The organism is Methanobacterium bryantii (genome assembly GCF_002287175.1).
GTDB classification, from domain to species: Archaea; Methanobacteriota; Methanobacteria; order Methanobacteriales; family Methanobacteriaceae; genus Methanobacterium_D; species Methanobacterium_D bryantii.
Map to the genome: position 1 here is coordinate 21,338 of NZ_LMVM01000038.1, position 24,957 is coordinate 46,294.

Below are 24,957 nucleotides of genomic sequence, written 5' to 3' on the forward strand. Positions count from 1 at the left end.
GGTGATTATTATCTTAACAAACAATAATGACAATTTAAGGGCAGATGGAAGAGTATTCAATGAATTAAGGCCATTAAAAATAGAAGCAGGTGTTTTAGAAAAAGCAGATGGATCTGCATATCTTGAGATAGGAGGCAATAAAATTCTTGCTGCTGTTTATGGTCCAAGGGAATTACATGTAAGACGTATAATGAGGCCGGACATGGCAGTCATAAGGTGTAGGTACAATATGGCACCATTTTCGGTGGGAGAAAGAAAGAGGCCAGGACCAGACAGGAGATCTGTTGAGATATCTAAAATAACTGCAGACGCTTTAAGACCTGCTATATTTTTAGAAAAATTCCCAAGATCAACAATTGATGTATTTATAGAAATCCTCGAAGCTGAAGGTGGTACAAGATGTGCAGGAATAACTGCTGCTTCAGTAGCTCTAGCAGATGCAGGAATACCAATGAAAGATTTAGTTGCTTCCTGTGCAGCTGGAAAGGCTAATGGTAATGTAATACTGGATCTCTCCGAAGATGAGGATAAAGAAGGTGAAGCTGATTTACCTATTGCTATTATGCCAAGATCTGGTGAGATAAGCCTTCTCCAGATGGATGGGCATATGACACCAGATGAATTTGATAAAGCAGTAGATCTTGCAATTGAAGGATGCAAACAAATCAGTGAAGCACAGAAGAATGCCATTAAAGATAGGTATGGTGAAGAAAATGGTTAATATAGTTCCTGAAATTACAAGAAAAAGTATAGTAGAACTTATCGAAAATAAGGAACGTGCAGACGGCAGATCAATAGATGAATACAGGGACATATCTGTTGAAGTTGGAGTAATTGAAAAAGCTGAAGGATCTGCAAGGGTCAAAATAGGTAACACTCAATTAGTAGTAGGGATAAAACCTCAACTTGGTGATCCTTTTTCTGATACACCAAATGTAGGAGTACTCATGACCAATTCTGAACTGTTACCAATGGCATCACCATCCTTTGAACCAGGCCCACCTGATGAAAGATCTGTAGAACTTGCAAGGGTTACAGACCGCTGTTTAAGAGAAGGTAAAATTTTAGACCTTGAAAAATTGTGCATAATCGAAGGTGAAAAAGTATGGATGATATTTGTAGATATCCATGTTTTAGATTATGATGGTAATTTAATGGACGCTGCAGTTTTAGGAAGTGTTGCTGCACGTACAAGTGCAAAGATACCAAATGCAACCGTTGAAGATGATAAAATTGTCTTAGATGAAGAAAATCCTGTTGCATTACCTATAAAAGAAAAACCTTTAATGTGTACATTTGCAAAGATAAATGGTGAACTGATTAATGATCCCTCACTTGAGGAAGAAAATGTCATGGATGCCAGAATATCCATTGGAGTAAGGGAAGATGGCAGTATTTGCGCAATGCAAAAAGGTGGGGAAATGCCTCTAACAAAAGAAGAAATAATCAGTGCCGTTAACAGAACTATTGAAAAAACAAAAGAACTTAGAGAATATTTACCATAAATTACTAAAAATTTACAAGGTGATTAATATGACAAGAACAAAAAAAGTAGGAGTAACTGGAAGGTTTGGCGCAAGATACGGAAGAAAAGCCAAAAGGACAGTTAAAAGTATAGAAGAAAAAATGAAAAAGGACCATACATGTCCTAAATGTGATAGAATTGGTGTTAAAAGAGTGAGCACAGGCATATGGAAATGTAAAAAATGCGGAACTGTATTTACAGGAGGAGCATACATTCCACAAACTCCAATGGCTAAAACAGCTACAAGAAACATCAAAAGGATAGTTGGAGAAGGAAGTTAATCTCTTCCTGAACCCAAATTATTGAAATTTTTTGGAGTTAGTAAAAAATTCATTTTTTTACACACTAAATATTAGAAATATTTGGAGTTATCAAAATCTAAGATTTTGATACGACAAAAATTTCTGAAAGAAATTTTTGGAGGTTTATACTTTGTACAAATGTGCAAAATGCGGAACTTTAGTTGATCTTAAAGGGTATACTGAAGCAAAATGTCCAAAATGCAGGTACAGAATTCTTTTTAAGGAAATTCCACCAGTTAAAAAAGATGTAACTGCAAGATAAATTTATAAAGGTATTAAATGCTGATAACAACATCACGGAAACCATCAAGTAGGACCAGGTCATTTTGTCAGGACCTGAGTCATGTTCTAAACGCGAAATATGTAAATAGGGGCAAAATGAGCTTCCGAGATGTCTTACTTAAATCAGCGGCGCTCGGATTTCATGAAACAGCAGTAGTTTCTCAAATAAAAGGAAATCCCAGTAAAATTGAAATATATAATGAAAACAGTGAATTGCTGTTATTTTTAAAGATAACAGTATCCCTTTTAAATTTAAAAGGTAAAATAAACTCGGATGCCCTAAGCATTAGATGTGAAATAGAAGAGCTTAAAAATCCCATCAGCGATATCCTGAAGATTCCCTATGGAAATTCAAACAAGAATTTAATCTGGGTCAAAAAAGGAGAAGGGGAAAATAAAGCTATAATAGAATTTTATGATAAAGAAGGTTCAGTTAGAGACCCTCGAATTTACGTTAAAAACTGGAGATTTAAATGAATATTCCAGAACACGTTAAAGCCGAATTTAAAATTAAATTTAATAGTTTAGATGAAGCAAAGTTGGTTTTAAAATCAATTGAACCCGAAATTCAAACTGCACCATCTGAAAGGACTTCAGTTGAAATAAGTTTAGATGGAAAAACTTTAAAATTAATAATTGATGCTGAAGATACTCCATCTCTTCGAGCATCTGTTAATTCATATTTTAGATGGATAACACTATCTCATGAAATTAATTCGTTATAATACAGAATAGATAGTAACTATAATAAAAATAGAGGTGATTTGAATGGAACTTCCTCAAAATGTACAACACCAATTAGCCCAATTCCAGCAGGTACAGCAGCAAGCTCAGGCAATTTCAATGCAAAAACAAAGTGTCGATTTACAGTTAAAAGAAACTAAAAAAGCTGTCGAAGAATTGAACAAAGTAGAAGAAAATGCTGATGTTTACAAAACCGCCGGAACCCTACTTATCAAAGTTAAAAAAGAAGATATGACTAAAGAACTTGAAGATAAAATAGAAACCTTAGAGCTTCGTGAAAAAACTGTCCAGAGACAGGAAGAAAGAATCATGAAAAGGCTCCAGGAAATGCAGTCTTCTATTCAAGAAGCTATGAAAGGAAGCGGAATACAATAAAAAGGTCAGTTAATTAAAATTAACGACCTAAATACTAATTTTTGGCTTATTTATAATTTTACTAATTTATCTCGTGCATATATCCAAAAGCACGTTTATGCATCATTTTTCTTTTTTTTATTTTAAATTATTACAATATAATTTCTTATGTTATACATTTTAATGAGGCTTTTTTCATTTATTTATTAAATTATCCTTGCTTTTTTTTATTAAGTTTTAATAACTTTTATATATAATAATTAATTATTAACTATTATTTAAGTATTCTATTACTTATTAAAAAATAAAATTAAGTATAAAAGGAGGTTATGACAATATTAAATCGAAATAAAATACCATTAATTCTTTTATTAATTAATCTTTTTGCTATTTTAGTTACTATATCCAACGTTAGTGCAGATTCAACTGTTTATGTTAATGCAACCGTAGGATCTGACTTTAATCCAGGTACAAGTGATTTACCCTATCTTACAATAGATAAAGGGATAAGCAGCGTTGATGAAAATGGAACAGTGCAAATTGCAGACGGAATTTACAGTGGTGACGGGAATACAAATCTTACAATCAGTAAAAACATGACTATTACTGGTCAAAGTCAGGATAAAACTATCATAAATGGAACAGGCACTAACTGGATATTTAATGTTAGCAATGATGTTAATTTTACTATCCAAAATTTGACAATAATCAATGGGACATCTTACAACGGTGGTGCAATTGACAACCAGGGTACTTTAAATGCAGAAAATTGTACCTTCGACAGTAATAATGCTGTTAATTACGGCGGTGCTATATACAATAGAGGCACTATCAATTTAAATGATTGTATTTTCACAGGTAATGCTGCATATGAGGGCAGTGCTGTATACAATGATCAGGGCAGTAGTACTTTGAGTAGCTGTATTTTAACAGGCAACACAGCTGATGCTGCGGGTGCTATCTACAGCTACAGAAGCAGTACTAATATAACTTCCAGTACATTTAACAACAATACTGCAACTTATGGTGGTGCTATCTACAATACTGAGGGTTCATGCACCTTACATTTTAACCATATTGTCGGGAACACTGCAGATTATGGTAACGATATTTACTGTGGTAGCGGCAGTAAATTAAATGCAGAGTATAACTGGTGGGGTTCTAACGATGACCCATCTGTAAAAGTTATTGGGGCTAAAGTTTCAAAATGGTTAGTTTTAACTGTAAATTCAATTTCAACCCTTATTAAAGGTAATGAAGTGTCAAATATAATTGCAGACTTATTACATGATAATACAGGTATTTACCAGGATCCTGCAAGCGGCCATATTCCAGATGGAATAAATATAGTATTTGGCACAACTTTAGGAACTATAGACAATCCAGTATCCCTAGTTAATGGAACTGCACAATCAACTTTAAAAGCTGGATCAACAAGTGGTGTTGCCACTGTTTCAGCTGCAGCAGATAGTCAAACATCTTATACATTAGTTAATGTAGATGCAACCTCACCAACTGTAACAATTATTGATCCTTCAAATAACACCAAAACAAACATTACTCCCCAAGTAATTACTGTTACTTTCAGTGAACCAATACAGGCAGGCAGTGCTTATGATGGCATATCAGTTACAGGCCCATCAGGAACTTTTCCAATAACTAAAAATATCATTGGAAGTACTTTAACCTTAACTTTAGATTCAAGCTGTATTGACGGAAATTATAGCATAAATATTCCAATAAATGCATTAAAAGATTTAGCAGGTAATAGTTTAGCATCTGTTTTTACTTCAACTTTTAATCTGGATACAATGGCACCTAAAGCCAATGCTAGCATTAAAACTGGGTCATACAACGTTACTAAGACAATTACTTTAAATATGAACGAATCAGGAACTATTTATTACACTACAAATGGAACTACACCAACTACTACAAGCAAAATCTATACAGCACCGCTTATAATAAAATCTACAACCACTTTGAAGTTTATGGCCGTTGATAAAGCTGGAAATAAATCTCCAGTTTATACTGAAAAGTACACTATTGATAAAACAGCACCTAAAGTGACTTTAACCACTCCTAAAAACGGTGCTACAGGTGTTTCAAGGACAGCTACCATCACTATCAAATTCAGTGAAAACATCAAATCAAGCCTTAACTGGTCAAAAATATACATTAAAAACATGAATACAGGGCAAATAGTTTTTATCAGTAAATCAATAAGCGGTAACAAACTTTCTATTAAAATGACCTATAAAAGATACCCTTCTAAATGGTATCAGGTTTACATTCCAGCTAAAGCAGTAAAAGACAGTGCAGGTAATAATTTAGCTGCAGGCTATATATTTAAGTTTAAAACTGGAAAATACTAAAAAATTTTTCCTTTCTTTTTTAATTCTTTGATAATAAATTTTAAAATAGAAACCACCGTATTAAGTAAATTAAAATAAAAATTGATTTTTAAACTTATTTTAATATTTTAATTTCGAATAAATGTGCAAAAGCATATTTATACTTTGTTTAACACATTTGAATATATATCAAAATAGCAAAACTTACTGTTAAATTAAACCCTGCAAAAATTTAAAAAAAATGGCGTTTGTGAATTCAAAATCTTCGATTTTTGAGTGTAAAAACAATAAAAAGTGTAGATTAAAATGGGTAAATTGAAAAAATTAACTGATGAAGACCTCGATAAAATCTCAGAAATTGCTGTATCATCAGCACAAGATTTTGTTCTATCTAAAGTCTCTAAAAAAGAGATTAATGATATCGATATCGATGTAGAGATTAACTATGAAGACGTACTGGATATAAATATTACCGTTAACCTTTTATTTGATGAACTTTCTGCTGCAGATACAAAAGTTGCAGATGAAGCAGCCGATCATGCTCTTTTAGAGATTGAAAAGTTTTTAGATAAAATATAATTTAATTTTCTATTCTTTTAGTTTTTCAAATTAAATGTCCAGATCTTGTTTTAAAAAACATAGAAATTATTAAATACCAAAAAAACTAATTTTATAATAGTAATAAAAAAAGTAAAAATAGTATTAAAATTAATAAATTAGCTTAATGTTTACCAAGCCCCTCCTTAAAACTCCATCAAGTTTAGGGATCTAAATACCATTAGATCCCTAAACGGAGTTGTTAAAAATTATAGGGCATCTAAATAAAAAATATTTTCGCTCGAATGTATAGATGCCCCCTTAATTTTTTAAAACAAATTTTAATTTTACATTATATCTTTATTTAAATAAGTAGCCATCATAATACTAATTCTATTTTCAATTAACTAAAGTACATAAACAAATAATTATTTACATGACTCCATGCATGAGCAAATTCAAATAAAAGTTAATGGATCGTATAAAGTTTACTGCACATAAACAATTCTTACTTAAATAATTAGAATATACAGAGTTTATATAGAAATATAGATTTATTTTAAAAACACTAAACAAGTAAACCTAATTCTAAATAATAGATTAAATAAAATCTTAGACTTAAACAATTAGAATATACAGAGTTTATATAGAAATATAGATTTATTTTATAACACTAAACAGTTAAAAAACCTAATTCTAAATAATAGATTAAATAAAATCTTAGACCTATAATCAGAGTATACAACTTTATATAAAAATGAGGATTAGTTTAACATTAAACAAGTAAACCTAATTCTAAATAAAAATTAATGGATTGAATATTATATGATAATACCAGTTTTAGATCTTAAAAATGGAATCGCAGTATCTGGAAAGTCAGGTAAAAGAGAAACATATAAACCACTTAAAACAGTGTTCCATGAATCAGCTTCCCCTGAGGAAATTGCAAAATCTTTAAGGGATGCAGGTGCAGTTAGAATATATATAGCCGATTTAGACTCAATAGAAAACAGAGAATCTAACTTCGATATTGCCCGAAAAGTAAACAAGTATATTCCTGTGATGCTTGACTGCGGCGCGAAAAATGTTTCTGATGTTGGAAAAGCGCTTGAAGTAGCTGACAAAGTGATTATTGCAACAGAAACCCTGGAAAATATGGATGAATTAAACAGTATTTTTGATAAATTTGACAAAAATAGATTAATCATAAGTATAGACATAAAAGACGGAAAAATATTCAGTAAGTACTTAAATATAGACATAAACTATTTTATAAGAAAAATAGAAGAATTAAACCCTCAAGAAGTTATATTACTGGACATCTCTCAAGTTGGAACAGAAAAAGGTGTAAATGAAGAGCTTATAAAAAAGTTTCTAAAACTCCCTTTAATTATAGGTGGAGGAATAACTTCTACAGATATCAATAAACTTGAAAAACTGGGGATAAATAAATTTTTAGTTGGTTCTGCATTACATAAGGGGAAACTAGCCCTTAAAATTTAAAATTATTCAGGTAAATAAAATGTCAACTATAACCTTGATAGGCCCTATAACAAATGATACCATTGTAAAAGATAGTTCAACATATAAATCTATAGGCGGAGCAGTCTACTACCAGTCCAGTGTTTTAGAACGTCTGAAAATAAATACAAAAGCCATAATAACACTCTCTAAAAAAGATGAAGAATTACTAAACGCTTTTCGGGAGAACATAGAACTTTTCCCCATATTTACTGATGAAACAATAAAGTTTCAAAATATTTATCCCGATAATAACCCTAATCACAGAATACAAAAAGCCCACATACCATCAAACCCTATAAAAGTTAAAGATATCGCATCTTTAGACTTGGAAAACAGCAAAGCCATACTTTTAGGCCCATTATGCCCCTATGATATTCCACTTGAGACATTCAAATATTTATCCGAATTAAAAATTCCAATATATTTAGGTGCACAGGGATATTTAAGGCATTTAAAAGGCGAAAAAATTGTTTTAAGGCCATGGAATGACTTTCAAAAGTTCCTTAAATTTGTAAATATTCTATTTATAGATGAAAATGAAGCAAAAACAATTTTAGGTACTCAAATTTCCCTGGATCATGTTGCAAAAACATTAACTTCATTTGGACCAGAAGAAGTTATTATAACACAAGGAAGTAGTGGATCAACGATTTATTCTAAAAAATTAGATAAAATATACCGGATTCCTGCATTTTCCCCTCAAAAAATAGAAGATCCTACAGGTCTTGGGGATACGTACATGGCAGCATATGCTGCACGAAAAATTGAAACAGAAGATCCAAGAATATGCGGGAAGTTTGCTTCTGCAGCATCCGTCATAAAGCTTGAAAATAAAGGGGCATTCAACGGAAATAAAAAATTAATCCACAAAAGATGTACAAATCACTCTGAAAATGTCCATTAATTAATCATCTTAAAAATATAAGCAATGCTAATAAATAAAAAAAATAGGGACCTTTAAAATCCTAAAATGAAAGGTAAGATTACAAAAGGCAGGATACCCGCAACAAAGAAAAGGCCTACTCCTAAAAATGTATATTCCTTTTTTTTGTCCATTATACCTGAAGCGATAAGCAGTACCGCGAAAAATCCCATTATTGGTGGAAGTATATGCGAAAATATTAGATATGCGCTAGCAAGTGCATTTGTCACTTTAGATCACCTGTAAATTAATTAATTTGAAATTGTTATTTAATTTTCTCTCTTTATTTAATTACATGATTATTCTAACTTAAAGTTTTTCAGTCTAGCCACCCACTGAAATAAAAAATTTCAGCTTAGCCTACAAAGGCTCCCACTGAAATAAAAAATTTCAGCTTAGCCTACAAAGGCTCCACTGAAACAAGTTTACTATGGACGATATATGCTGCTCGAGAATATCCAGTAGGCCAACAGGTTATCAACCATAATTCAGGCGTACTTGTTGACTGGTAATCAATTGAAGTACCCTTAACTCCCCACCTTATATCGTCCCCATTAGATGTGACTTCATAGGTGTACTTCTTTTGAGTTAAATAATCTTTAATTATCAAAGGATCTCCAACTTTTAACTGAGTTATTCCACTGAATGGAGCAGAATGTGTTGTATGATGACCCATAAGAGCAGTTTGTCCATTTGTTCCAGGATAATAACTAGTTGGTACAAAGTAAACTGCAGGATCGTTTACAGAGTTTGATGTTAGCTCCCAGTCTCCACCTATAGTGGGCATTATAAGTTCAGCCCATCCAATAACTTTATTTTTATTAGTTACATTGTCATTTATTTTAATACTGTTAATTATAGTATTTAATTCATCTTCAGCGGCACTAACGTCTAATGCAGAGCTATCTGTATCAACACTACCTAGACTTGTATAAATTATACCATAAAGTGCATTATTTTTCTGGAACCATACCTCTTTTCGTTGTTTTGATACATTACCGTCCTGTAAATTGTAATCACTTTCATAGCCAGTGGTTCCATTTATGGTAACATTTTTAGTGGATACAAGCTGAAAATTTTCATCAACAGTTCCAATACCATTCGACTGAACCTGATTAGCCAAATTATATCCCTTAGGTACACGTTCTTTAACAACAGTGATATTTAATCCAGAATCATCTGAAAATGACGTTATATTAGATCCAGTTCCATTAATTTCAGTGAGGGTCCCCGGATAATCAAAAGAAATTTCCCCATTGTCAAAATGTTTTGCCTGTGTTCCCAAGCCATTGTCACCTAAATTCACCGCAAAAATAATAACTACCACAATGGCCAGTAAAATTATTAAATAAGTGTTCAAACGTTTCAATTTATTAATCTCTCCCCTAGTCTTAGTGTTATATAATACAGCTAATTTTAATTTTCATTACTTATTAAAGTTATTATAAGTAATAACTGATCTCAACCTTTAAAATAAATTCATAATTATTGAAAAGGGTTTATCAACTTAGTTTCCTATATATTATTTATAAAATTTAATTAAAATAATTTACACTTCAAAATTAAAAATAAGCAACTCATAAGTTTATGCAATGGTAACAGTTTAGGCACAAAACAGTTACTGAAATGTTATTCAGCTAAATTTAAAGAACACGGAATGAAAGCATGAAAACTAAAATTTTATCATGGAATGTAAACGGCTTGCGGGCGATACATAAAAAAGGATTCATTGAATGGCTTCAATCTGAAAGTCCAGACATATTATGCGTTCAAGAAACAAAATCTGCCAGAGAACAACTTCCTCGAGCATTGAAAAGCATTGAAGGATACCATTCCTATTTCTGCGAGGCAGAAAAAAAAGGTTACAGCGGTGTCGCGATATACAGCAAAATAAAACCAAAAACAGTGGAATACGGTTTTGGAATCCCTAAATTTGACAGCGAAGGCAGGATACTGATTGCAGATTACAATGATTTCGTCCTCCTCAACATATATTTCCCCAACGGCAAAATGTCCGATGAAAGGCTTGCCTACAAGTTAGAATTCTACGACGCACTCCTTGATCATGCCAATAAATTAAAAGAAAACGGTAAAAACGTGGTAATCTGCGGGGACCTGAACACCGCACATAAAGAGATAGATATTGCAAGGCCGAAAGCAAATGAGAAAAATTCAGGCTTTCTACCAGTAGAACGTGCGTGGATTGATAAATTTCTAAGCCATGGTTATATCGATACCCTTAGAATGTTCAATAAAAATCCAGATCAGTATACCTGGTGGAGTTACAGAGGAGGTGCCAGAAGCAGGAATGTAGGCTGGAGACTGGATTATTTCTTTGTAAATGAAGAGTTTAAAGATAAAGTAAAGTGTTCTTATATACTTGCAGAGGTAATGGGTTCTGACCACTGCCCTGTTGGTTTGGATATTGAAGTGGGCTAATATCCTATTTTTATTTTAAATGAATTTTAAAAAATTCATAGGCCATTTCTACAATCTACAGGATAACTAAAAAAAATTCAGTTTTAATCTATTATATAAATTAGTAACAGACATATAATAAGAAAAAATATAAATCTTAGTTTTAATTATAAAGATGAAAAGAAGCTTAAAACTTGAATTTAAAATAATGACATGTTTTATAATAATTTCACGCGGATTATAAATAAAATATGGAGTTTTTATTTGATTCTTATTTTGACTCAAAATAACTAGGGAAACAACCAATGATAGAAAATGTATTAAACTCATTGAAATCAAAAAAGTGGTATAAAAACAGGCTGGAACATACACGTGTCCTAAAACCACAAGAAGCAGTTTATGGAGATACTAAAGCTGTTTTACCACAATTTATAAAGAATTACTTGCACAAAAATAATATAAAACTGTATAAACACCAGTGCAGCGCCATAGATCTGCTTCGAGGCGGGAAAAATGTAATTATAACCACGCCTACTGCATCTGGTAAAACCCTTGCATTCAATATACCTATTTTTGAAAAGTTAAGTCAGGATAAGAATGCTACAGCGCTTTATATTTACCCCGCAAAAGCGCTTGCAAACGACCAGCTGAAATCAATGAAGGAACTTGAGAAGTACTGCGGAATGAACCTGAATCCAGAGGTATATGATGGGGACACTACGCCTACTAAAAAAAGGAAAATTAGAAAGGATTCCAGAATAGTTATAACCAACCCCTATGAACTGCACAATGTTTTACCATGGCACCACCAGTGGGAAAACTTCTTCAGCAACCTTAAATTCGTCGTAATAGATGAAGCACACCAGTACAGGGGTGTTTTTGGGTCCAATGTTGCATTCTTACTGAGGAGGTTTCAGAGGATCTGCAACTATTACGGGTCTGATCCACAATTTATTTTATCCACAGCTACCATTGCAAACCCTATTGAATTCAGTGAGAAATTAACTGGCCTTAAATTTAATTTAATATCTGAAGATAGTTCCCCCAAAGGAAAAAAACATTTTATATTCTATAATCCATATTATGATGGAGTGGGAAAGACAACAACACACGTAGAATCTCAGGGTTTGTTCCAGTTATTTATACTTAACAACCTGCAGACCCTTTGTTTTACTACCTCCAGAAAAATGGCGGAATTAATTGCAAGGCGTTCTAAAAAGGAAGTTGCAGAGATCGATGCGTCACTTGTAAATAAGATATCTGCATATAGGGCAGGTTATCTTGCAGAAGACAGGCGTAAAATAGAAGATAATCTTAAAAATGGTAAATTAAAAGGAGTAACTGCTACAAATGCACTTGAACTCGGTATAAACATTGGTTCGCTGGACAGCGTCATTATATCAGGTTACCCCGGTACATTAATGTCAGTGTGGCAGCAGGCAGGTAGAGCCGGCAGGGGAACTTCTGATTCCCTCGTGACATTCGTTGCATTTCAAAATCCCTTGGACCAGTACTTTATGAAGCACCCTGATGTTTTTTTTGACAAGCCCCATGAGCATGCCATAATTGACCTGTCCAATTTCCAGATTATAAAAGGACATCTAATGTGCGCTGCAAAGGAGATGCCTGTAAAACCCAATATGATGAAAATTGACTTTGAAACAGGTGTAGAAGACCATCTAAAATCATTGATTGGTTCCAGGTTAATTGAAAAGACAAATAAAGGATGGGTTTACTGCGGATCGGAATATCCTCCATTTAAGGTGAATCTGGGAAATATTTCCTCCGAAATATTTAAGGTATATTACAAAGGAGAAATCCTTGAAACCATGGATAAAAGACAGGCATACACTGAAGCACACCACGGGGCAGTCCTGATTAATCAGGGTGAAACTTACATTGTAAGGGAATTTGACCTGGCTAAAAATATTATAAAAGTGGTTAAAAAAGATGTGAACAGCCATACAAGCGTGCAAAAAGACATTGACATTAAAATATTTAAAGAAATTGAAAAAAGGACTATTGGGAATTTGAATATATCATTTGGAGAACTTAAAGTAAGTGAATATTACCCAAAATATAAGGTATTAGAAAAGAGCAAAGTTGTCAGCGTGCGGAACCTTAAGTTACCTCCAATTCAGTTTAAAACAAAAGGTATGTGGTTTACTCTACCTGAAAGTATAGCTGAAGGTCTTAGATGCGCCATAGACCGGAAAGAAATTTTTGAAGGCGGTATACATGGCCTTGAACATGCCATGATAGCTATTATTCCGTTTCACGTTATGTGTGATAGATTTGATATAGGTGGAGTTTCTACACCAAGCCACCCTGATACGAAAATGGCAACAATTTTTATTTATGATGGATTTGAAGGTGGTATTGGATTAACTGAGAAAGCATTCCATTTAATTGAAGAAATAACCCGCATGACTTATGAACTTGTAAGGGATTGTACCTGTGAAGAGGGATGCCCTGCATGTATATACTCCCCAAAATGCGGTAACGATAATAAACCACTTGATAAAGAGGGGACTCTTTTTATACTTGAACAGATGTTTGATTTAATGGAAATGGAAAGATAAATTTTGTTGAAATATGTTTATTAAAGTAAATATTAATATAAATATAGAATTATCTAAAAATCAAGTTAATACAAAAATAAAATTAAATCATAGAGGATTAAGCAATGGGAAACAGGATGAATGAAGGTTTTAAATTATACACAGACGGTAATGTTGAAATTGAATTATTTGATGATGATTTAATGATCTTCAGCGTGCAGGGCTCTAAAAATGATACATATCAGGTCAGCATGAATGAAAACATGTGGCTTTGTGACTGTGATGATTATCAATACAGAAGTGAAAAAGAGCCCGGTAGTTTTGTCTGTAAACATTTATGGGCAGCATTCTTCAAAGTTGCTGAACTGAAAAATGAAGATTAATTAATTTTTGGATCAGTAGGTAATGTAAAGTAAAAAGTAGAGCCTACACCCAGTTCAGACTCCACCCATATACAGCCCCCGTGGCGCTCGACTATCTTTTTAGCAACTGAGAGTCCAATTCCAGTTCCCTGATACTCGTCTCTTGTATGCAGTCTCTGGAATAAAGTAAAAATACGTTCAGCATATTGAGAATCCATTCCAATTCCATTGTCCTGGATGCTGAATACATATTGATTTTTTTGAGGGTCTTTTTTTGCTGAGATATGGATTTTAGGTTGTTCATTTTCTTTTTTAAATTTAATTGCATTGGATATTAAGTTTTGGAATATTTTAACAAGCTGATTTTTATCAGCAGTTACTTTAGGGAGGTCATCATGTGTAATTATCGCATTATTATTTTCAACAGTACCTCTTAAATTAAATAACGCTTCATCAAGTACTTCTGCAGTATCTATTTCTTCAAATTCTTCCTGATTCATAGATACTCTGGAATATTCCAGTAAATCAATGATCATGCGCTGCATTCTTTTAGCAGCTTCCACAATGTAATCCATAAATTCATCGGCATCGCTATCAAACTTACCTTTATAGCGCCGCTCTAAAAGCTGGGTAAAGCTTGCAATAGTCCTGAGTGGTTCCTGAAGGTCATGGGAGGATACGTAAGCAAACTGCTGGAGTTCTTTATTAGAACGCTCTAAATCTTTCAATAAATTATGAAGTTCCTGTTCTGCTTTTTTTTGCTCGGTTAGATCAGTTACAATTAGATAATAACCGTCTATCTTCTTTAAGAAGCTGATATTAATTTGGAATGTTACCAAAGTTCCGTCAGCAGATTCTATAGAAATTTCTTCTTTACAGCTGCTGTCCGAACCACTTTCAATAGGAATTTTACATTCTTTAAGCTGATTTAAGAAGATAAAATCAGTTATTGGCTTTCCAATCATGTTTTCCAGCGGCATATCAAACATTGATGCCAGTTTACTGTTGCAGTAGTAAATAGAAAGGTCCATAGTTAACAGAGCTACTCCCTCATTCATATCTTCAATAAGGATCCTGTAAGCATAGTCTGAACCTTCTAATGTGAAAACCTGAGTGCCTTTAGAACCATTTACAACAACAGCATCAACCTGGCCATTTTGAATTGCATTTAAGGTCTCTTCAGCTTCAGCAAGCCTTAAACGTAATTTTTCAAGTTCTTTAGAGCATTCATCACTTTTATTCATGTTATCTCCATGATATTATTATTCATCATTCTTTGATTTTAATTCCAATCCAAGTAAAAGTTTTTCCTTGTTAGATAGATCGCCCACAAATCTTCGAAGAGGTGGAGGTAATTCCTTAATTAGAGTTGGAGCTGCTACTATCTGTCCTTCTTTAGCAAATATTGGCTGCTGGTAAATATCAATAATTTCAAGTTCATATTGATCTTTTAAATTCTCTTCTAAAATTTCCATTAAATTTTCAATAGCTCTTCTAGACTTAGGATTAATACCTGCCACAAAAAGACGTAAGATGTATTTATCGCCTTTTTTTTCTGCAGTAAGCGCATTTTCAAACTCCTCTAATTTATCAATGACTTTTTTACTCATTATATTACTCCCAATCTACATTTTACATGTTGGACGTATATCCAACCCTACAATGACTTTTTCTTCATTTGCAAGTGTACCTATAATCTTTTTAACAGGTTCAGGAAGTTTCCTGACCAGTGTTGGAATGGCAAGAATCTGATCACCCTTAGCAAGCTCCGGATTTTCGAGTAAGTCTATTATTTCAATACGATATTTACCTTTCAAATGTGTTTCGCAAATTTTTTTTAAATTTGCGAATGCTTCTATTGATTTGGGCGTCTGGCCAGCGACATACAATCTTAATTCCCAAAATTCAGGACATTCTTCCCTATCCAAATCCATTTTAATCCCTCTTATCAGCTTTTCTCATTCGGGCCATGTCATTTCGATCATTTTCCAGAACTTCTTCTTTTGATTTTTCCTGTTCAATTATTCTTTCAAGTTCTTCTTCTTCAGCTTCAAATTTAGACTTGATTTCAGCTATTTGAGTTCCCATTAAGCTGCGCTTAAGTTCAATTTCCCTTTGTTTTCTTTCAATTTCCTGTTTGCGAACTAATTTCTGTGCTTTTTCCATTGCCATTTGTGAAAGCCGCGCAGAGCCTGTTAAAATCCCTGCAGGCCCCATATAAACATCTTCTAATTCAATTCCATGGTCCGTTAATAAAAATTCCCTCATCTGGTTTGAATGAGCCATGCCCCTAGATTTTATAATGTCCAGTGTACGATTTCGCTCACCATTAATTTCTTTTGCCCTTAAATCAATCCATGTGTCCATTAAAGATGAAACACCCACATCAGCTTCAACATGCCCTATCACTGAGAGACTTGTAGACATTGAAGTTATTTTATTGTCCTTTAAAAAATCAATTAAACGTATTAACATGGATTTAACGTCATTTGGACTTCCTACAGTAATTAAATTAGATATAGGATCAATAACAACGATATCTGGCATAAATTCATTTACCAGTTTATATATAGTTACAAGGTGTATTTCAAGCCCATAGAGTGTCGGGCGTGCTGCATGAAATTTTAGAAGCCCTTTATCAACCCAGTGTCCAAGATCAATAGCAATTGATTTCATGTTACGGATAATTTGTTCTGGAGATTCTTCAAAAGCCAAATAAATACATTTTTCTCCCCTTTTACATGCTGCATCTGCAAATTGCGCTGCAAAACTACTTTTACCAGTTCCAGCATTTCCAGTAACAAGAATACTGCTGCCCTTATAAAATCCCTTCCCATCCATCATAGCGTCAAGCCGTTCGATACCTGTTGGAATATATTCATTAGATACATGATGATCTAGTCCTATAGAAGTAATTGGAAGTACAGTAATTCCCTTTTTGTCAATTAGGAACGGATATTCATTTGTACCATGTGAAGAGCCCCTGTATTTAACTATTCTGAGATTTCGAGTGGTGATTTTGTTTACAACTGGATTATTGAGCAGCATAACACAATCTGCAACATACTCCTCCAACCCGTAGCGAGTAAGTGTTTTTTCTCCACTTTCACCAGTTATAACAGCTGTAACTCCCTTATTTTTAAGCCACTGAAATAATCGGCGGAGTTCTGCACGGAGTAAGGCTTCAGCACTAAATCCTGAAAAAAGAGATTCTACCGTATCTAAAACAATTCTTTTAGCCCCTATAGAATCAATAGCATATCCTAATCTTATAAACAATCCTTCTAGATCATATTCTCCTGTTTCTTCAATTTCACTGCGCTCTATATGGACATAATCAAATGAAATTTTATTTTGATCGATAAGGTCATTTAAATCAGGGTTCATTGAAATAAAATTCTTTTTAAGATCTTCAATAGACTCTTCAAAGGATACAAAAACTCCAGGTTCCCCCATTTCTGCCCCATGAACAATAAATTCCATTGCAAAAATGGTCTTACCACAACCTGCAGCACCACAAACTAAAGTGGGACGTCCCTGAGGTAATCCCCCTTCAGTAATATCATCTAAACCCTCAATACCCGTAAGAGTTTTTTCAAGTATAGATTCATCACTAGTTAACAGATTTTCCGCGTTTGACATTCCATTTACCTCTATTTTTTTCTATAACTACTAAATATAAGATGAATTTTTGAAATATGTATTATTAACCTAAAGAATAACTATCTATGACTGATTGTTCATGTCTATGACACGCGTATGAATTATACTCTCATAATAATTTTAATTAATTATATATGAATATCTTTAAAACATGTAATCCACGTTAAATATTTACACAACATGGAAAAATCCCTCAAAAATTCATAGAATTTTTGGGGCATAGAAAACCGTAGGTTTTCTAATGTTTCTATTTTTCCTTTGAAAAAAACTTGTTTTTTTTCAAACATGTAAAAATCGATGATTTTTACTGTCACAAATCATTGATTTTTTGAGGGAATTTTTGAGAGATTTTACAACCCCCAAACATAAGAGATTAAAATTAATAATTAATTTATTTTTTTGTATAATATAAATATTTATTCACAAATAAATAGAAAAATGTATAAATAATACCCTAAAATTTATTAATCTAAATTTTGGATGAGTAAACTAAATTTGTCTCTTCTAGCTCGATTTTTAGTTTTAATAATGCAGCAATAACCGTTAATGTATAACTAAATGATTAAACATTTTCTGAGAAATGTCATTGAACTCGACTTGTAAATTTAAATCCCCACATTCTCTATTTTAAAGTAACTGATAACTTTTTATCAGGTTTAATAATGCCTATTTTTTAAATAGTAATAATTATATATGTAATATTAATAAAATAATATAATAATGCCTTGAATTATCAAAATTTTAGATAAATCTGGAGTTATTCATTGACCTTAAAATTATACTTTTATTGGATTAATCAAAGGTTAATAAGTAAGAGAAGTCATTAAATGTTTGATTAACTCTGAAAGTAGTTCCAGAATTTGTTTATAGAATAAAGGGGTGAATAAAATCAGAAAATTAAGTAGAAATGGTAAAATTGCTATTGCAAGTTTATGCATTATAGTACTTGTTATGGCAATAGGAATCTATGGAATAACTAACAATAATCCGAACACAATCCAATCTGTTGCTACAGATACACAACCCCAGACCAACGGCACTTCCTCAGCCAAAGCCACATCCGACTACACTACCAAAGTTGACAGTATAAGTAAAAATGCAAATAATGCTTTAAATGATTCATATACCATACTTGAGAAATATGCAAACGGAGCAATAGATCAAGATACTGCTGTTTCACGACTTCAAAAGGATAAAGCTAGCTTGAATAATGCACTTACAGAAATTCAAAGTTTAACTCCACCGCAAAACCTGCAAAATTTCCATAATTTGTTAATATCAGGATTTCAAGATCTTAATCAAGCATTAACACTTGAAATCAACGGGTTGCAAAATAACAATGCAGATGATCTGCAAAGCGCCGCAGACTTAACAGATAGTGCAATTTCAAAGTTCAAACAAGCAAAACAAGAAACTAACCAAACGGCTTAGTCTTCCTTCTTTTTATATTTAATTTTTTTAATTTTAATTTTTAAATAATCTACAAAACTAGTCTTACTGACCTTGTAACAGAATATCCCGAAGATAATTATTTATTTCTATTAAATTTTTGAAAATATCGATGAATTTTTTTAGAAAAGTTTAAATCAAACATCTTCTAATTTACTAATATACAAATTTTTTTCTAACAAAATGTATCTAAAACCGAAAGCTTTATAAGTATATAAGTATATACTTATATAATATGTTGAGGATAAATTCTGAACACACCTCAGACTTATCAGAAGAACTGGAAGAATTGTTCAAAGCGCTCGGAAATGTTAACCGGCTGATGTTAATCTATAAATTAGCATCCGGCGAAATGGAGAAGGTTAGTGTTACTGAAATGGCAAAGATAACGGGTTTGACCCAACCAGCTGCTTCACAACATCTTAAGATACTAAAAACTGCGAAGATCCTCAACGCAACAAAACAGGGTAACTATATATATTACACATTCAACAGGAGTGCCCTTATAAATCACAAAGAAAAAATTGATTTTTTATTTGGTTGCCTTTTTTTAAAGTGCAACAAATCAGGAAAGCGCGAATAACATTTATCCATTATCAAATTTGCGCAGTAGATATTAAATTAACATAATTACAAAATCAAGGAAAGTAAAACAATAATTAAAGCCTAATTTGGCCTTAAAAAAGGAATTACCTACCCTTGAGTGATATCATGACAGAAATGAACATCAACAAAGAATTGTCTGTACTGGTTATACCAAACACAGTTTATTTAAATAGGACTGATATAACCTTAAAAATTAGTAAAAAAATTGGTAGCGAAATCTACAAGCGAGTTGCAGCAGATGACTTCTATGGAATTGCACTTGCTGTCCGTGAAGGAAGTACTGAAGGACTGTACAGCGAAGAAGACTTCTACCAAGTAGGTACATTGATTAAAATTCAAAATGCCAAAGCGATGAAAGATTTCTATCAAATTAAAATGGAAATCGTTGAAAGAGTAGAAGTAGATGAACTAATTCCTGAAGGTACAAATTACAGGGCAACCTACAGGTTAATTCCAGATATAATGGACTTAGATCCAGAAGATGAAGAAGATATACTCAAACACATCAAATATCTGGTTTCTGAAATAAGTGAAAACTTCAAAGGCTCAAAAACATATGTTGAGCAGGTAAATAAATTAGATGATATAACCAAAATCATAGCCTATGTTTTCCCCTACATGAGAATATCTCTTGAAGAAAAACAGGCCTTACTTGAAATAAGATCATTAAAAGAAAAGAGCTTAAAGTTCTTAGACATTTTAATTGGACAAAAAGAAGCAGTTAAGTTCCAGATGGAAATGGCTGCAAAGTTCAATGAAGAAATGAGCAAAAGAAACAGAGAAAACATGCTCAAAGAGCAGCTTAGAGCCATACAAGAAGAACTTGACGATGTAGAAGGCGGAAGCGGTAAAAAAGATTACAGGCAGTTAATCGAAGAAGCAGACATGCCTGAAGATGTCAAAGAAGTATCTCTTGAAGAACTGGCTAAACTTGAAAGACAGGGCCCTCACAGCTCAGAAGAAAACGTCATAAGAAACTACCTTGACCTGCTTGTCGCCCTTCCATGGGGTAAAAGCAAGATCAAAGATATTGACATAGAAGCTGCAAGGAAACTCTTAAATGAACAGCACTACGGACTTGAAAAAGTTAAAGACAGGATCATTCAGCACCTCACAGTAATGAAATTAAAACAGAACAAACAGGGATCCATTTTATTACTTGCAGGACCTCCAGGAACTGGTAAAACCAGTTTAGGTAAAAGCATTGCTGAAGCTTTAGGACGTAAATATGTTAGAATCAGCCTTGGTGGTGTTAAAGACGAATCTGAAATCAGAGGTCACAGAAGAACCTATCTCGGAGCTTTACCTGGTAGAATTATCCAGGGAATGAAACGCGCAGGTGAAAGAAACCCCGTATTCATCTTAGATGAAGTGGATAAAATAAGAGCAGGAATAAACGGTGACCCGGAAAGCGCATTACTGGAAGTATTAGATCCAGAACAAAATGACACTTTCTCAGACCACTACTTAGAAGTGCCTTACGACTTATCAGATGTATTCTTCATTGCAACAGCAAACTCACTCAGAGATATTCCAGGACCGCTCAGGGACCGTATGGAAATCATAGAAGTCGGCAGCTATACCAGCCACGAGAAATTCCATATTGCTAAAAATCATTTGATCGGAGAGGTACTGGAAGATCACGGTTTAGATGACACCCAACTTCAAATCGAGGACGAAGCTTTAAAAACAATCATTGAAAAATACACCAGAGAAGCTGGTGTAAGGGGACTTAAACGTCAATTATCTGCAGTTGCAAGGGTAACATCAGAGAAAGTTGTACTTGGTACAGTTGATTTACCTTACGTTGTTAAATCTGACATGTTATACGACATATTAGGGCATGAACTTATCGCACAGCAGCAGGCAGGTAAAAACAACCCTCCAGGAGTTGTAACAGGGCTCGCATGGACTCCAGTAGGTGGTGACATCCTGTTCATCGAAGGTGCTTTCATGCCAGGTAATGGAAAATTAACTCTTACAGGTCAATTAGGTGATGTAATGAAAGAATCCGCTAAGATCTCTCAAAGCCTGATCCGCTCAAGACTTGCATTCCACTTAGAAGGTATTGAGTTTGACAAAAAAGACTTACACATCCATGTTCCTTCAGGGGCAATTCCAAAAGATGGACCATCTGCAGGTGTAGCATTACTAACCACCATTGCATCACTTGTAACAGGCCGTAAAGTTGACCCTAAACTGGCAATGACAGGTGAAATTTCACTTAGAGGTGCAGTACTTCCAGTAGGTGGAATTAAAGAGAAGGTACTTGCAGCCCATCGTGCCGGAATAAACAGAATTATCTTACCAAATGATAATGAAAACGATTTAGATGATATTCCACAGGACGTTAAAGATGATATAAAATTCATCTTCGCTGAAACAGTGGAAGACGTCATAAGTGAAACCATTGGTATTGAACTTCCAAAACCAGTGATGTACAGCATGACATCAAATCAGATAACAGGTGGAGCTGGAGCTTAATTCTCCAAGCTTCCATTAAATTGACCAAAAAATTCCCTATCCTGCATTAACTTATTTCAGGAAAAATCTATGATTTTTCTGTAGTATTTACCTCCAAAATCAAAATTTATATTTGCAGGATAGGGATCCTCCTCACTCAAACACAAGTGTTTGAGGGTTAAAATATATTCACTTTTATTTTTTTTATTTCCCTATTCAACCAAAATTAACGCATACATAATTCACCTCCAAGTTGGATAGGGTATTTTTTTCTATATGAAATTTTAATTTAACAATAAAAAAGTTATATCTTTATTGATTAATTCAGAACAAATTTTTCTTTCGTTATGTTTTATTTAAAGACCATTTATTTAATATTTAAACTTTAGACATTATGAAATATTTATTTTCGTTAATTGCCCATAAATGGTTAGCTGCATGTATATGTCCTGCTTTATTTATGCTAATTTTAAAGAATTTTGAATTTTGGATCGACTTTAAATTTTTACTCTAATTTTTCAGGCAGGATATTTTAAGTTTTTTTATATTCACATTGAAGTTGTTATACTGCAAAGATTGAACTTTAGATTAGTTAACTCTCTAAATTTTATTTTTATATCTGATAAAAGTCACCAAAATAGAAAATAATATTAATTATAATATAATTAATACTATTAGGGGTACTCACTTAAAAAAATATCTTTAATTTGAGATGCTCCTAAATTCTGGAGGATATCTAAATGGTTAATAAAGGGGAATGGATCATAAAGTGCGATAATTGTCAAAAAGAATATGATATTGCAAAAGATGCTCCTGCACGATTAGAAGAAGTATATGGAGAAAAAAGATTAGTTCTGGAGTTTAGACCTGAATGTCCCTATTGTAACACATATAACTCACGCATAGCAGTAAAGCGATAATTCAGATATTGCACATTTAATACAAAACTTCACTAATTTCACCAAAAAAATCTTAAAAATTTATGAATTTTTTAAAATTATGCACTTAAAAAGAGAAACTCCTTTGAATTTAAAAATAAAGGCTGCAGAAAACATTGAAAAAATTAGATAATATTTTGTGGTTCAAGTACGACATTTAAATATACTACACAAAATTTAAGAATAATTTTACAAATATCTGATGATTTCTACAGAGCCAAAGTAAAGAATTAAATTAAAGGATCAGGCAACTTAGCATCAGGTTTATCCTTTAATCCACCTATTTTTTCAATTCTTATTTTTAAAAAGTGTTCTCCATCTTTTGAAGCCCCATAGATTGGTATAGAGGCACCTGCAGTAAAAATTTCTCTCCCTTCACCAACTTCTCTTATATATTTTGAAGCACAACCAGTTACAACATCTGCATAATCAAACAGCTCTTCAGCTTCTTCTTTAGACATTTCAGTTACATGGGCAGCAAATATGTAAATATTAACCCCTTCATGTTCTTTTTCAATTTCTCGGAGTGTTTTTGCATCCTCTGCAGATATAACCGAAACTGCTATTTTTTTGTGGCCCATCTCAACAGCCTTTAGTACACCTTTAATCTGGTTAATTTCAGCAGTTTCAGGATTAAGAACATTTTCAGGCCCTACCTTAACAATGATTTTTTCAATAGGTGATGTGCTTAAAAATGCAGATATTCTGCCAGCCATACCCTGAACAAACTCAGGATCCTCAACGACGGTAGTTCCACATCCTTCGCTTACAATAACCGCGCAGTCAATTATACCTTCATCAAGAAGAGTTCCCAGTGTTTCAGATACTCCAAACGATAAAAAATCTTTCATACGTAATTTTCGTTCGGAAGTACACATTCCAAAATCTTTGATTCTAAATTCTATATTTTCTTTTACGGCCTCCGGTGTAATCTCTTTGATTCCTCTGTATTTATCAAAAAGGGGGCAGTAATTGATTTTTGGTTCTCCAACTTCCACCACTTTGCCATCTCTTACTACAACCCTTGCTTTTCCAAGCGCTTCTATTACATGTTCATCCATTGCTATCCCTCATTTTAATGATTAATTTGTAATCTCACAGAGGAAATATATAACATTTTCATATCTATTAATCATGGTTAATTATTGAGTTTTATAATCATTTAAAGCACAAAATAACTTAATGGAAAGATACTGACCATAATATCGTTACTAAAATATTTAATTCGTTAAATTAACTTTAGCCAAACATATCCAAATCATTAACCAGCAATCTATTAAAAAATCAACTCCAATTAATAACTATATTTTTATACTACCACTATACTATAGTATAGTGTAGGAGGGGATCTGTTATGGATAAAATTAAGGATAAAAATTTAAAAGTAAATCTAGAGAATGTACAAGAAGATCTTAATACTGTTTTAAGAGAGCTACTTGAAACAAATAAATTCTCTTCACCAAGTAATGAACGATTAGAAAAAGATCGTGAACTGCTTGAAGATGCACTTGAAAATACGTCCAATCTACATGAAATCAAAAAAATAACAAGACTACTGCAGCTCATACACGGAGCACTCGATGAATACCAGCATAGACAAAAACCACGCATGATCCCACGTAATTATACCTTACGTGAAGACCAAATACGTAAAATCAAAGATTATGCCGCAGATAATCAGTTAAACAATGTCAGTGCAGGATTAAGAGATTTAATTGATATAGCTTTTGATGCGATGAAGAATAAATAGGAGATATGGATTTTACAAATTGCCTTAAAAATGTTTTATAGGTTTCATAATGTGTAATCACATTTTCAGAGCCAGTTTAAAAAAAATATTGCATGTCCATACAAATATCTTAAACATTAGGAGGCTATCCAGTTAATGACCATATCATCTATTAAGTGCTTTAAAAAGATAAAACAGGGTTTCAACTGATCAAACAGTTAATA

Annotated in this window: 26 protein-coding genes; 19 read left to right on the top strand and 7 right to left on the bottom strand. The window is 32.9% G+C overall.

Translation table 11 applies throughout. The features are described 5' to 3' along the window. The first annotated feature begins 1 nt into the window (after position 1). The 11 genes from rrp41 to ASJ80_RS13245 all read left to right on the top strand — a co-directional run bounded on the left by rrp41 (position 2) and on the right by ASJ80_RS13245 (position 8,526). Positions 2 to 721: an exosome complex exonuclease Rrp41 gene (gene rrp41, locus ASJ80_RS13195; RefSeq protein WP_069583269.1), complete on the top strand. Its 720-nt coding sequence runs from the start codon at positions 2 to 4 to the stop codon at positions 719 to 721. Next, positions 714 to 1,505, top strand: a complete 792-nt coding sequence (gene rrp42, locus ASJ80_RS13200; RefSeq protein WP_069583270.1) for an exosome complex protein Rrp42 — start codon at positions 714 to 716, stop codon at positions 1,503 to 1,505. Before rrp41 ends, rrp42 begins: the two co-directional genes overlap by 8 nt. Before the next feature lie 28 nt (positions 1,506 to 1,533). Next, positions 1,534 to 1,806 carry a 50S ribosomal protein L37Ae gene (gene rpl37A, locus ASJ80_RS13205; RefSeq protein ID WP_069583271.1) on the top strand — a complete coding sequence of 91 codons (273 nt, stop codon included), beginning with the start codon at positions 1,534 to 1,536 and terminating at the stop codon, positions 1,804 to 1,806. 151 nt (positions 1,807 to 1,957) lie between these two features. Further along, a complete protein-coding gene (locus ASJ80_RS13210) occupies positions 1,958 to 2,089 on the top strand; it encodes a DNA-directed RNA polymerase subunit P (protein WP_048079940.1) in 132 nt (43 codons plus the stop codon). A gap of 17 nt (positions 2,090 to 2,106) precedes the next feature. Next, positions 2,107 to 2,586, top strand: a complete 480-nt coding sequence (locus tag ASJ80_RS13215) for a Brix domain-containing protein (protein ID WP_069583272.1) — start codon at positions 2,107 to 2,109, stop codon at positions 2,584 to 2,586. After that, the gene (locus tag ASJ80_RS13220) at positions 2,583 to 2,834 is read left to right on the top strand and encodes a KEOPS complex subunit Pcc1 (RefSeq protein WP_069583273.1); all 252 of its coding nucleotides are present in this window, start codon (positions 2,583 to 2,585) and stop codon (positions 2,832 to 2,834) included. Before ASJ80_RS13215 ends, ASJ80_RS13220 begins: the two co-directional genes overlap by 4 nt. A gap of 43 nt (positions 2,835 to 2,877) precedes the next feature. After that, positions 2,878 to 3,228, top strand: coding sequence for a prefoldin subunit beta (locus ASJ80_RS13225; protein WP_069583274.1), 351 nt, complete (start codon positions 2,878 to 2,880; stop codon positions 3,226 to 3,228). A gap of 308 nt (positions 3,229 to 3,536) precedes the next feature. Further along, positions 3,537 to 5,582, top strand: a complete 2,046-nt coding sequence (locus ASJ80_RS13230) for an Ig-like domain-containing protein (protein WP_069583275.1) — start codon at positions 3,537 to 3,539, stop codon at positions 5,580 to 5,582. Positions 5,583 to 5,867: 285 nt separating this feature from the next. Next, a complete protein-coding gene (locus tag ASJ80_RS13235) occupies positions 5,868 to 6,140 on the top strand; it encodes a DUF3194 domain-containing protein (protein ID WP_245837587.1) in 273 nt (90 codons plus the stop codon). A 783-nt stretch (positions 6,141 to 6,923) separates the two neighbouring features. Next, complete coding sequence (locus ASJ80_RS13240; protein ID WP_069583276.1) at positions 6,924 to 7,601, top strand: HisA/HisF family protein; 678 nt, start codon at positions 6,924 to 6,926, stop codon at positions 7,599 to 7,601. 19 nt (positions 7,602 to 7,620) lie between these two features. Next, positions 7,621 to 8,526 (top strand): PfkB family carbohydrate kinase, encoded by a 906-nt coding sequence (locus ASJ80_RS13245; RefSeq protein ID WP_069583277.1) that lies wholly within the window; start codon positions 7,621 to 7,623, stop codon positions 8,524 to 8,526. Between the two features lie 53 nt (positions 8,527 to 8,579). Here ASJ80_RS13245 and ASJ80_RS13250 read toward each other — a convergent pair whose 3' ends face one another. After that, positions 8,580 to 8,774, bottom strand: coding sequence for a hypothetical protein (locus tag ASJ80_RS13250; protein WP_069583278.1), 195 nt, complete (start codon positions 8,772 to 8,774; stop codon positions 8,580 to 8,582). 170 nt (positions 8,775 to 8,944) lie between these two features. Beyond that, the gene (locus ASJ80_RS13255) at positions 8,945 to 9,913 is read right to left on the bottom strand and encodes a sortase domain-containing protein (protein ID WP_069585255.1); all 969 of its coding nucleotides are present in this window, start codon (positions 9,911 to 9,913) and stop codon (positions 8,945 to 8,947) included. A 296-nt stretch (positions 9,914 to 10,209) separates the two neighbouring features. Here ASJ80_RS13255 and ASJ80_RS13260 point away from each other — a divergent pair, with 296 nt between their 5' ends. The 3 genes from ASJ80_RS13260 (at position 10,210) to ASJ80_RS13270 (ending at position 13,906) form a co-directional block, all read left to right on the top strand. After that, on the top strand, positions 10,210 to 10,983 hold the full coding sequence (locus ASJ80_RS13260) for an exodeoxyribonuclease III (protein ID WP_069585254.1): 774 nt from the start codon (positions 10,210 to 10,212) through the stop codon (positions 10,981 to 10,983). Between the two features lie 284 nt (positions 10,984 to 11,267). Continuing rightward, complete coding sequence (locus ASJ80_RS13265; RefSeq protein ID WP_069585253.1) at positions 11,268 to 13,544, top strand: DEAD/DEAH box helicase; 2,277 nt, start codon at positions 11,268 to 11,270, stop codon at positions 13,542 to 13,544. A 104-nt stretch (positions 13,545 to 13,648) separates the two neighbouring features. After that, positions 13,649 to 13,906, top strand: coding sequence for an SWIM zinc finger family protein (locus tag ASJ80_RS13270; protein ID WP_069585252.1), 258 nt, complete (start codon positions 13,649 to 13,651; stop codon positions 13,904 to 13,906). On the opposite strand, the gene ASJ80_RS13275 is transcribed toward ASJ80_RS13270, so the two are convergent. The 4 genes from ASJ80_RS13275 to kaiC are packed head-to-tail and all read right to left on the bottom strand — an operon-like array spanning position 13,903 to position 17,527. Beyond that, positions 13,903 to 15,129: a PAS domain-containing sensor histidine kinase gene (locus ASJ80_RS13275; protein WP_069585251.1), complete on the bottom strand. Its 1,227-nt coding sequence runs from the start codon at positions 15,127 to 15,129 to the stop codon at positions 13,903 to 13,905. The genes ASJ80_RS13270 and ASJ80_RS13275 overlap by 4 nt on opposite strands. Positions 15,130 to 15,147: 18 nt before the next feature. Continuing rightward, positions 15,148 to 15,495 (bottom strand): circadian clock KaiB family protein, encoded by a 348-nt coding sequence (locus tag ASJ80_RS13280; RefSeq protein ID WP_095652101.1) that lies wholly within the window; start codon positions 15,493 to 15,495, stop codon positions 15,148 to 15,150. A 15-nt stretch (positions 15,496 to 15,510) separates the two neighbouring features. Beyond that, on the bottom strand, positions 15,511 to 15,819 hold the full coding sequence (locus ASJ80_RS13285; RefSeq protein WP_069585250.1) for a circadian clock KaiB family protein: 309 nt from the start codon (positions 15,817 to 15,819) through the stop codon (positions 15,511 to 15,513). Position 15,820: 1 nt separating this feature from the next. Next, positions 15,821 to 17,527: a circadian clock protein KaiC gene (gene kaiC, locus ASJ80_RS13290; protein ID WP_069585249.1), complete on the bottom strand. Its 1,707-nt coding sequence runs from the start codon at positions 17,525 to 17,527 to the stop codon at positions 15,821 to 15,823. Between the two features lie 900 nt (positions 17,528 to 18,427). Here kaiC and ASJ80_RS13295 point away from each other — a divergent pair. The 4 genes from ASJ80_RS13295 to ASJ80_RS13310 all read left to right on the top strand — a co-directional run bounded on the left by ASJ80_RS13295 (position 18,428) and on the right by ASJ80_RS13310 (position 22,986). Next, positions 18,428 to 18,979: a hypothetical protein gene (locus tag ASJ80_RS13295; protein WP_069585248.1), complete on the top strand. Its 552-nt coding sequence runs from the start codon at positions 18,428 to 18,430 to the stop codon at positions 18,977 to 18,979. 253 nt (positions 18,980 to 19,232) lie between these two features. Then, positions 19,233 to 19,580 carry an ArsR/SmtB family transcription factor gene (locus ASJ80_RS13300; protein ID WP_069585247.1) on the top strand — a complete coding sequence of 116 codons (348 nt, stop codon included), beginning with the start codon at positions 19,233 to 19,235 and terminating at the stop codon, positions 19,578 to 19,580. 128 nt (positions 19,581 to 19,708) lie between these two features. Continuing rightward, the gene (gene lon / locus ASJ80_RS13305; protein WP_069585246.1) at positions 19,709 to 22,087 is read left to right on the top strand and encodes an endopeptidase La; all 2,379 of its coding nucleotides are present in this window, start codon (positions 19,709 to 19,711) and stop codon (positions 22,085 to 22,087) included. Positions 22,088 to 22,806: 719 nt separating this feature from the next. Continuing rightward, positions 22,807 to 22,986, top strand: a complete 180-nt coding sequence (locus ASJ80_RS13310; protein WP_069585245.1) for a hypothetical protein — start codon at positions 22,807 to 22,809, stop codon at positions 22,984 to 22,986. A 248-nt stretch (positions 22,987 to 23,234) separates the two neighbouring features. Here the strand turns inward: ASJ80_RS13310 and ASJ80_RS13315 are convergent, their stop codons facing one another. Then, the gene (locus ASJ80_RS13315; protein ID WP_069585244.1) at positions 23,235 to 24,065 is read right to left on the bottom strand and encodes a methanogenesis marker 8 protein; all 831 of its coding nucleotides are present in this window, start codon (positions 24,063 to 24,065) and stop codon (positions 23,235 to 23,237) included. A gap of 293 nt (positions 24,066 to 24,358) precedes the next feature. Here ASJ80_RS13315 and ASJ80_RS13320 point away from each other — a divergent pair, with 293 nt between their 5' ends. Further along, positions 24,359 to 24,754, top strand: a complete 396-nt coding sequence (locus ASJ80_RS13320; RefSeq protein WP_069585243.1) for a hypothetical protein — start codon at positions 24,359 to 24,361, stop codon at positions 24,752 to 24,754. Positions 24,755 to 24,957 lie beyond the last annotated feature (203 nt).

What these genes read in the sequence shown, in the direction of transcription:
- ASJ80_RS13220 (WP_069583273.1), top strand. Translation starts at nt 2,583, where the DNA reads ATGAATATTCCAGAACACGTTAAAGCCGAATTTAAAATTAAATTTAAT.
- ASJ80_RS13265 (WP_069585253.1), top strand. Translation starts at nt 11,268, where the DNA reads ATGATAGAAAATGTATTAAACTCATTGAAATCAAAAAAGTGGTATAAA.
- ASJ80_RS13235 (WP_245837587.1), top strand. Translation starts at nt 5,868, where the DNA reads ATGGGTAAATTGAAAAAATTAACTGATGAAGACCTCGATAAAATCTCA.
- ASJ80_RS13285 (WP_069585250.1), bottom strand. Translation starts at nt 15,819, where the DNA reads ATGGATTTGGATAGGGAAGAATGTCCTGAATTTTGGGAATTAAGATTG.
- ASJ80_RS13310 (WP_069585245.1), top strand. Translation starts at nt 22,807, where the DNA reads ATGGTTAATAAAGGGGAATGGATCATAAAGTGCGATAATTGTCAAAAA.
- ASJ80_RS13280 (WP_095652101.1), bottom strand. Translation starts at nt 15,495, where the DNA reads ATGAGTAAAAAAGTCATTGATAAATTAGAGGAGTTTGAAAATGCGCTT.
- ASJ80_RS13240 (WP_069583276.1), top strand. Translation starts at nt 6,924, where the DNA reads ATGATAATACCAGTTTTAGATCTTAAAAATGGAATCGCAGTATCTGGA.
- ASJ80_RS13315 (WP_069585244.1), bottom strand. Translation starts at nt 24,065, where the DNA reads ATGGATGAACATGTAATAGAAGCGCTTGGAAAAGCAAGGGTTGTAGTA.
- ASJ80_RS13320 (WP_069585243.1), top strand. Translation starts at nt 24,359, where the DNA reads ATGGATAAAATTAAGGATAAAAATTTAAAAGTAAATCTAGAGAATGTA.
- ASJ80_RS13270 (WP_069585252.1), top strand. Translation starts at nt 13,649, where the DNA reads ATGGGAAACAGGATGAATGAAGGTTTTAAATTATACACAGACGGTAAT.
- rrp42 (WP_069583270.1), top strand. Translation starts at nt 714, where the DNA reads ATGGTTAATATAGTTCCTGAAATTACAAGAAAAAGTATAGTAGAACTT.
- ASJ80_RS13230 (WP_069583275.1), top strand. Translation starts at nt 3,537, where the DNA reads ATGACAATATTAAATCGAAATAAAATACCATTAATTCTTTTATTAATT.
- rpl37A (WP_069583271.1), top strand. Translation starts at nt 1,534, where the DNA reads ATGACAAGAACAAAAAAAGTAGGAGTAACTGGAAGGTTTGGCGCAAGA.
- ASJ80_RS13245 (WP_069583277.1), top strand. Translation starts at nt 7,621, where the DNA reads ATGTCAACTATAACCTTGATAGGCCCTATAACAAATGATACCATTGTA.
- ASJ80_RS13225 (WP_069583274.1), top strand. Translation starts at nt 2,878, where the DNA reads ATGGAACTTCCTCAAAATGTACAACACCAATTAGCCCAATTCCAGCAG.
- ASJ80_RS13275 (WP_069585251.1), bottom strand. Translation starts at nt 15,129, where the DNA reads ATGAATAAAAGTGATGAATGCTCTAAAGAACTTGAAAAATTACGTTTA.
- ASJ80_RS13260 (WP_069585254.1), top strand. Translation starts at nt 10,210, where the DNA reads ATGAAAACTAAAATTTTATCATGGAATGTAAACGGCTTGCGGGCGATA.
- kaiC (WP_069585249.1), bottom strand. Translation starts at nt 17,527, where the DNA reads ATGTCAAACGCGGAAAATCTGTTAACTAGTGATGAATCTATACTTGAA.
- ASJ80_RS13300 (WP_069585247.1), top strand. Translation starts at nt 19,233, where the DNA reads ATGTTGAGGATAAATTCTGAACACACCTCAGACTTATCAGAAGAACTG.
- lon (WP_069585246.1), top strand. Translation starts at nt 19,709, where the DNA reads ATGACAGAAATGAACATCAACAAAGAATTGTCTGTACTGGTTATACCA.
- ASJ80_RS13215 (WP_069583272.1), top strand. Translation starts at nt 2,107, where the DNA reads ATGCTGATAACAACATCACGGAAACCATCAAGTAGGACCAGGTCATTT.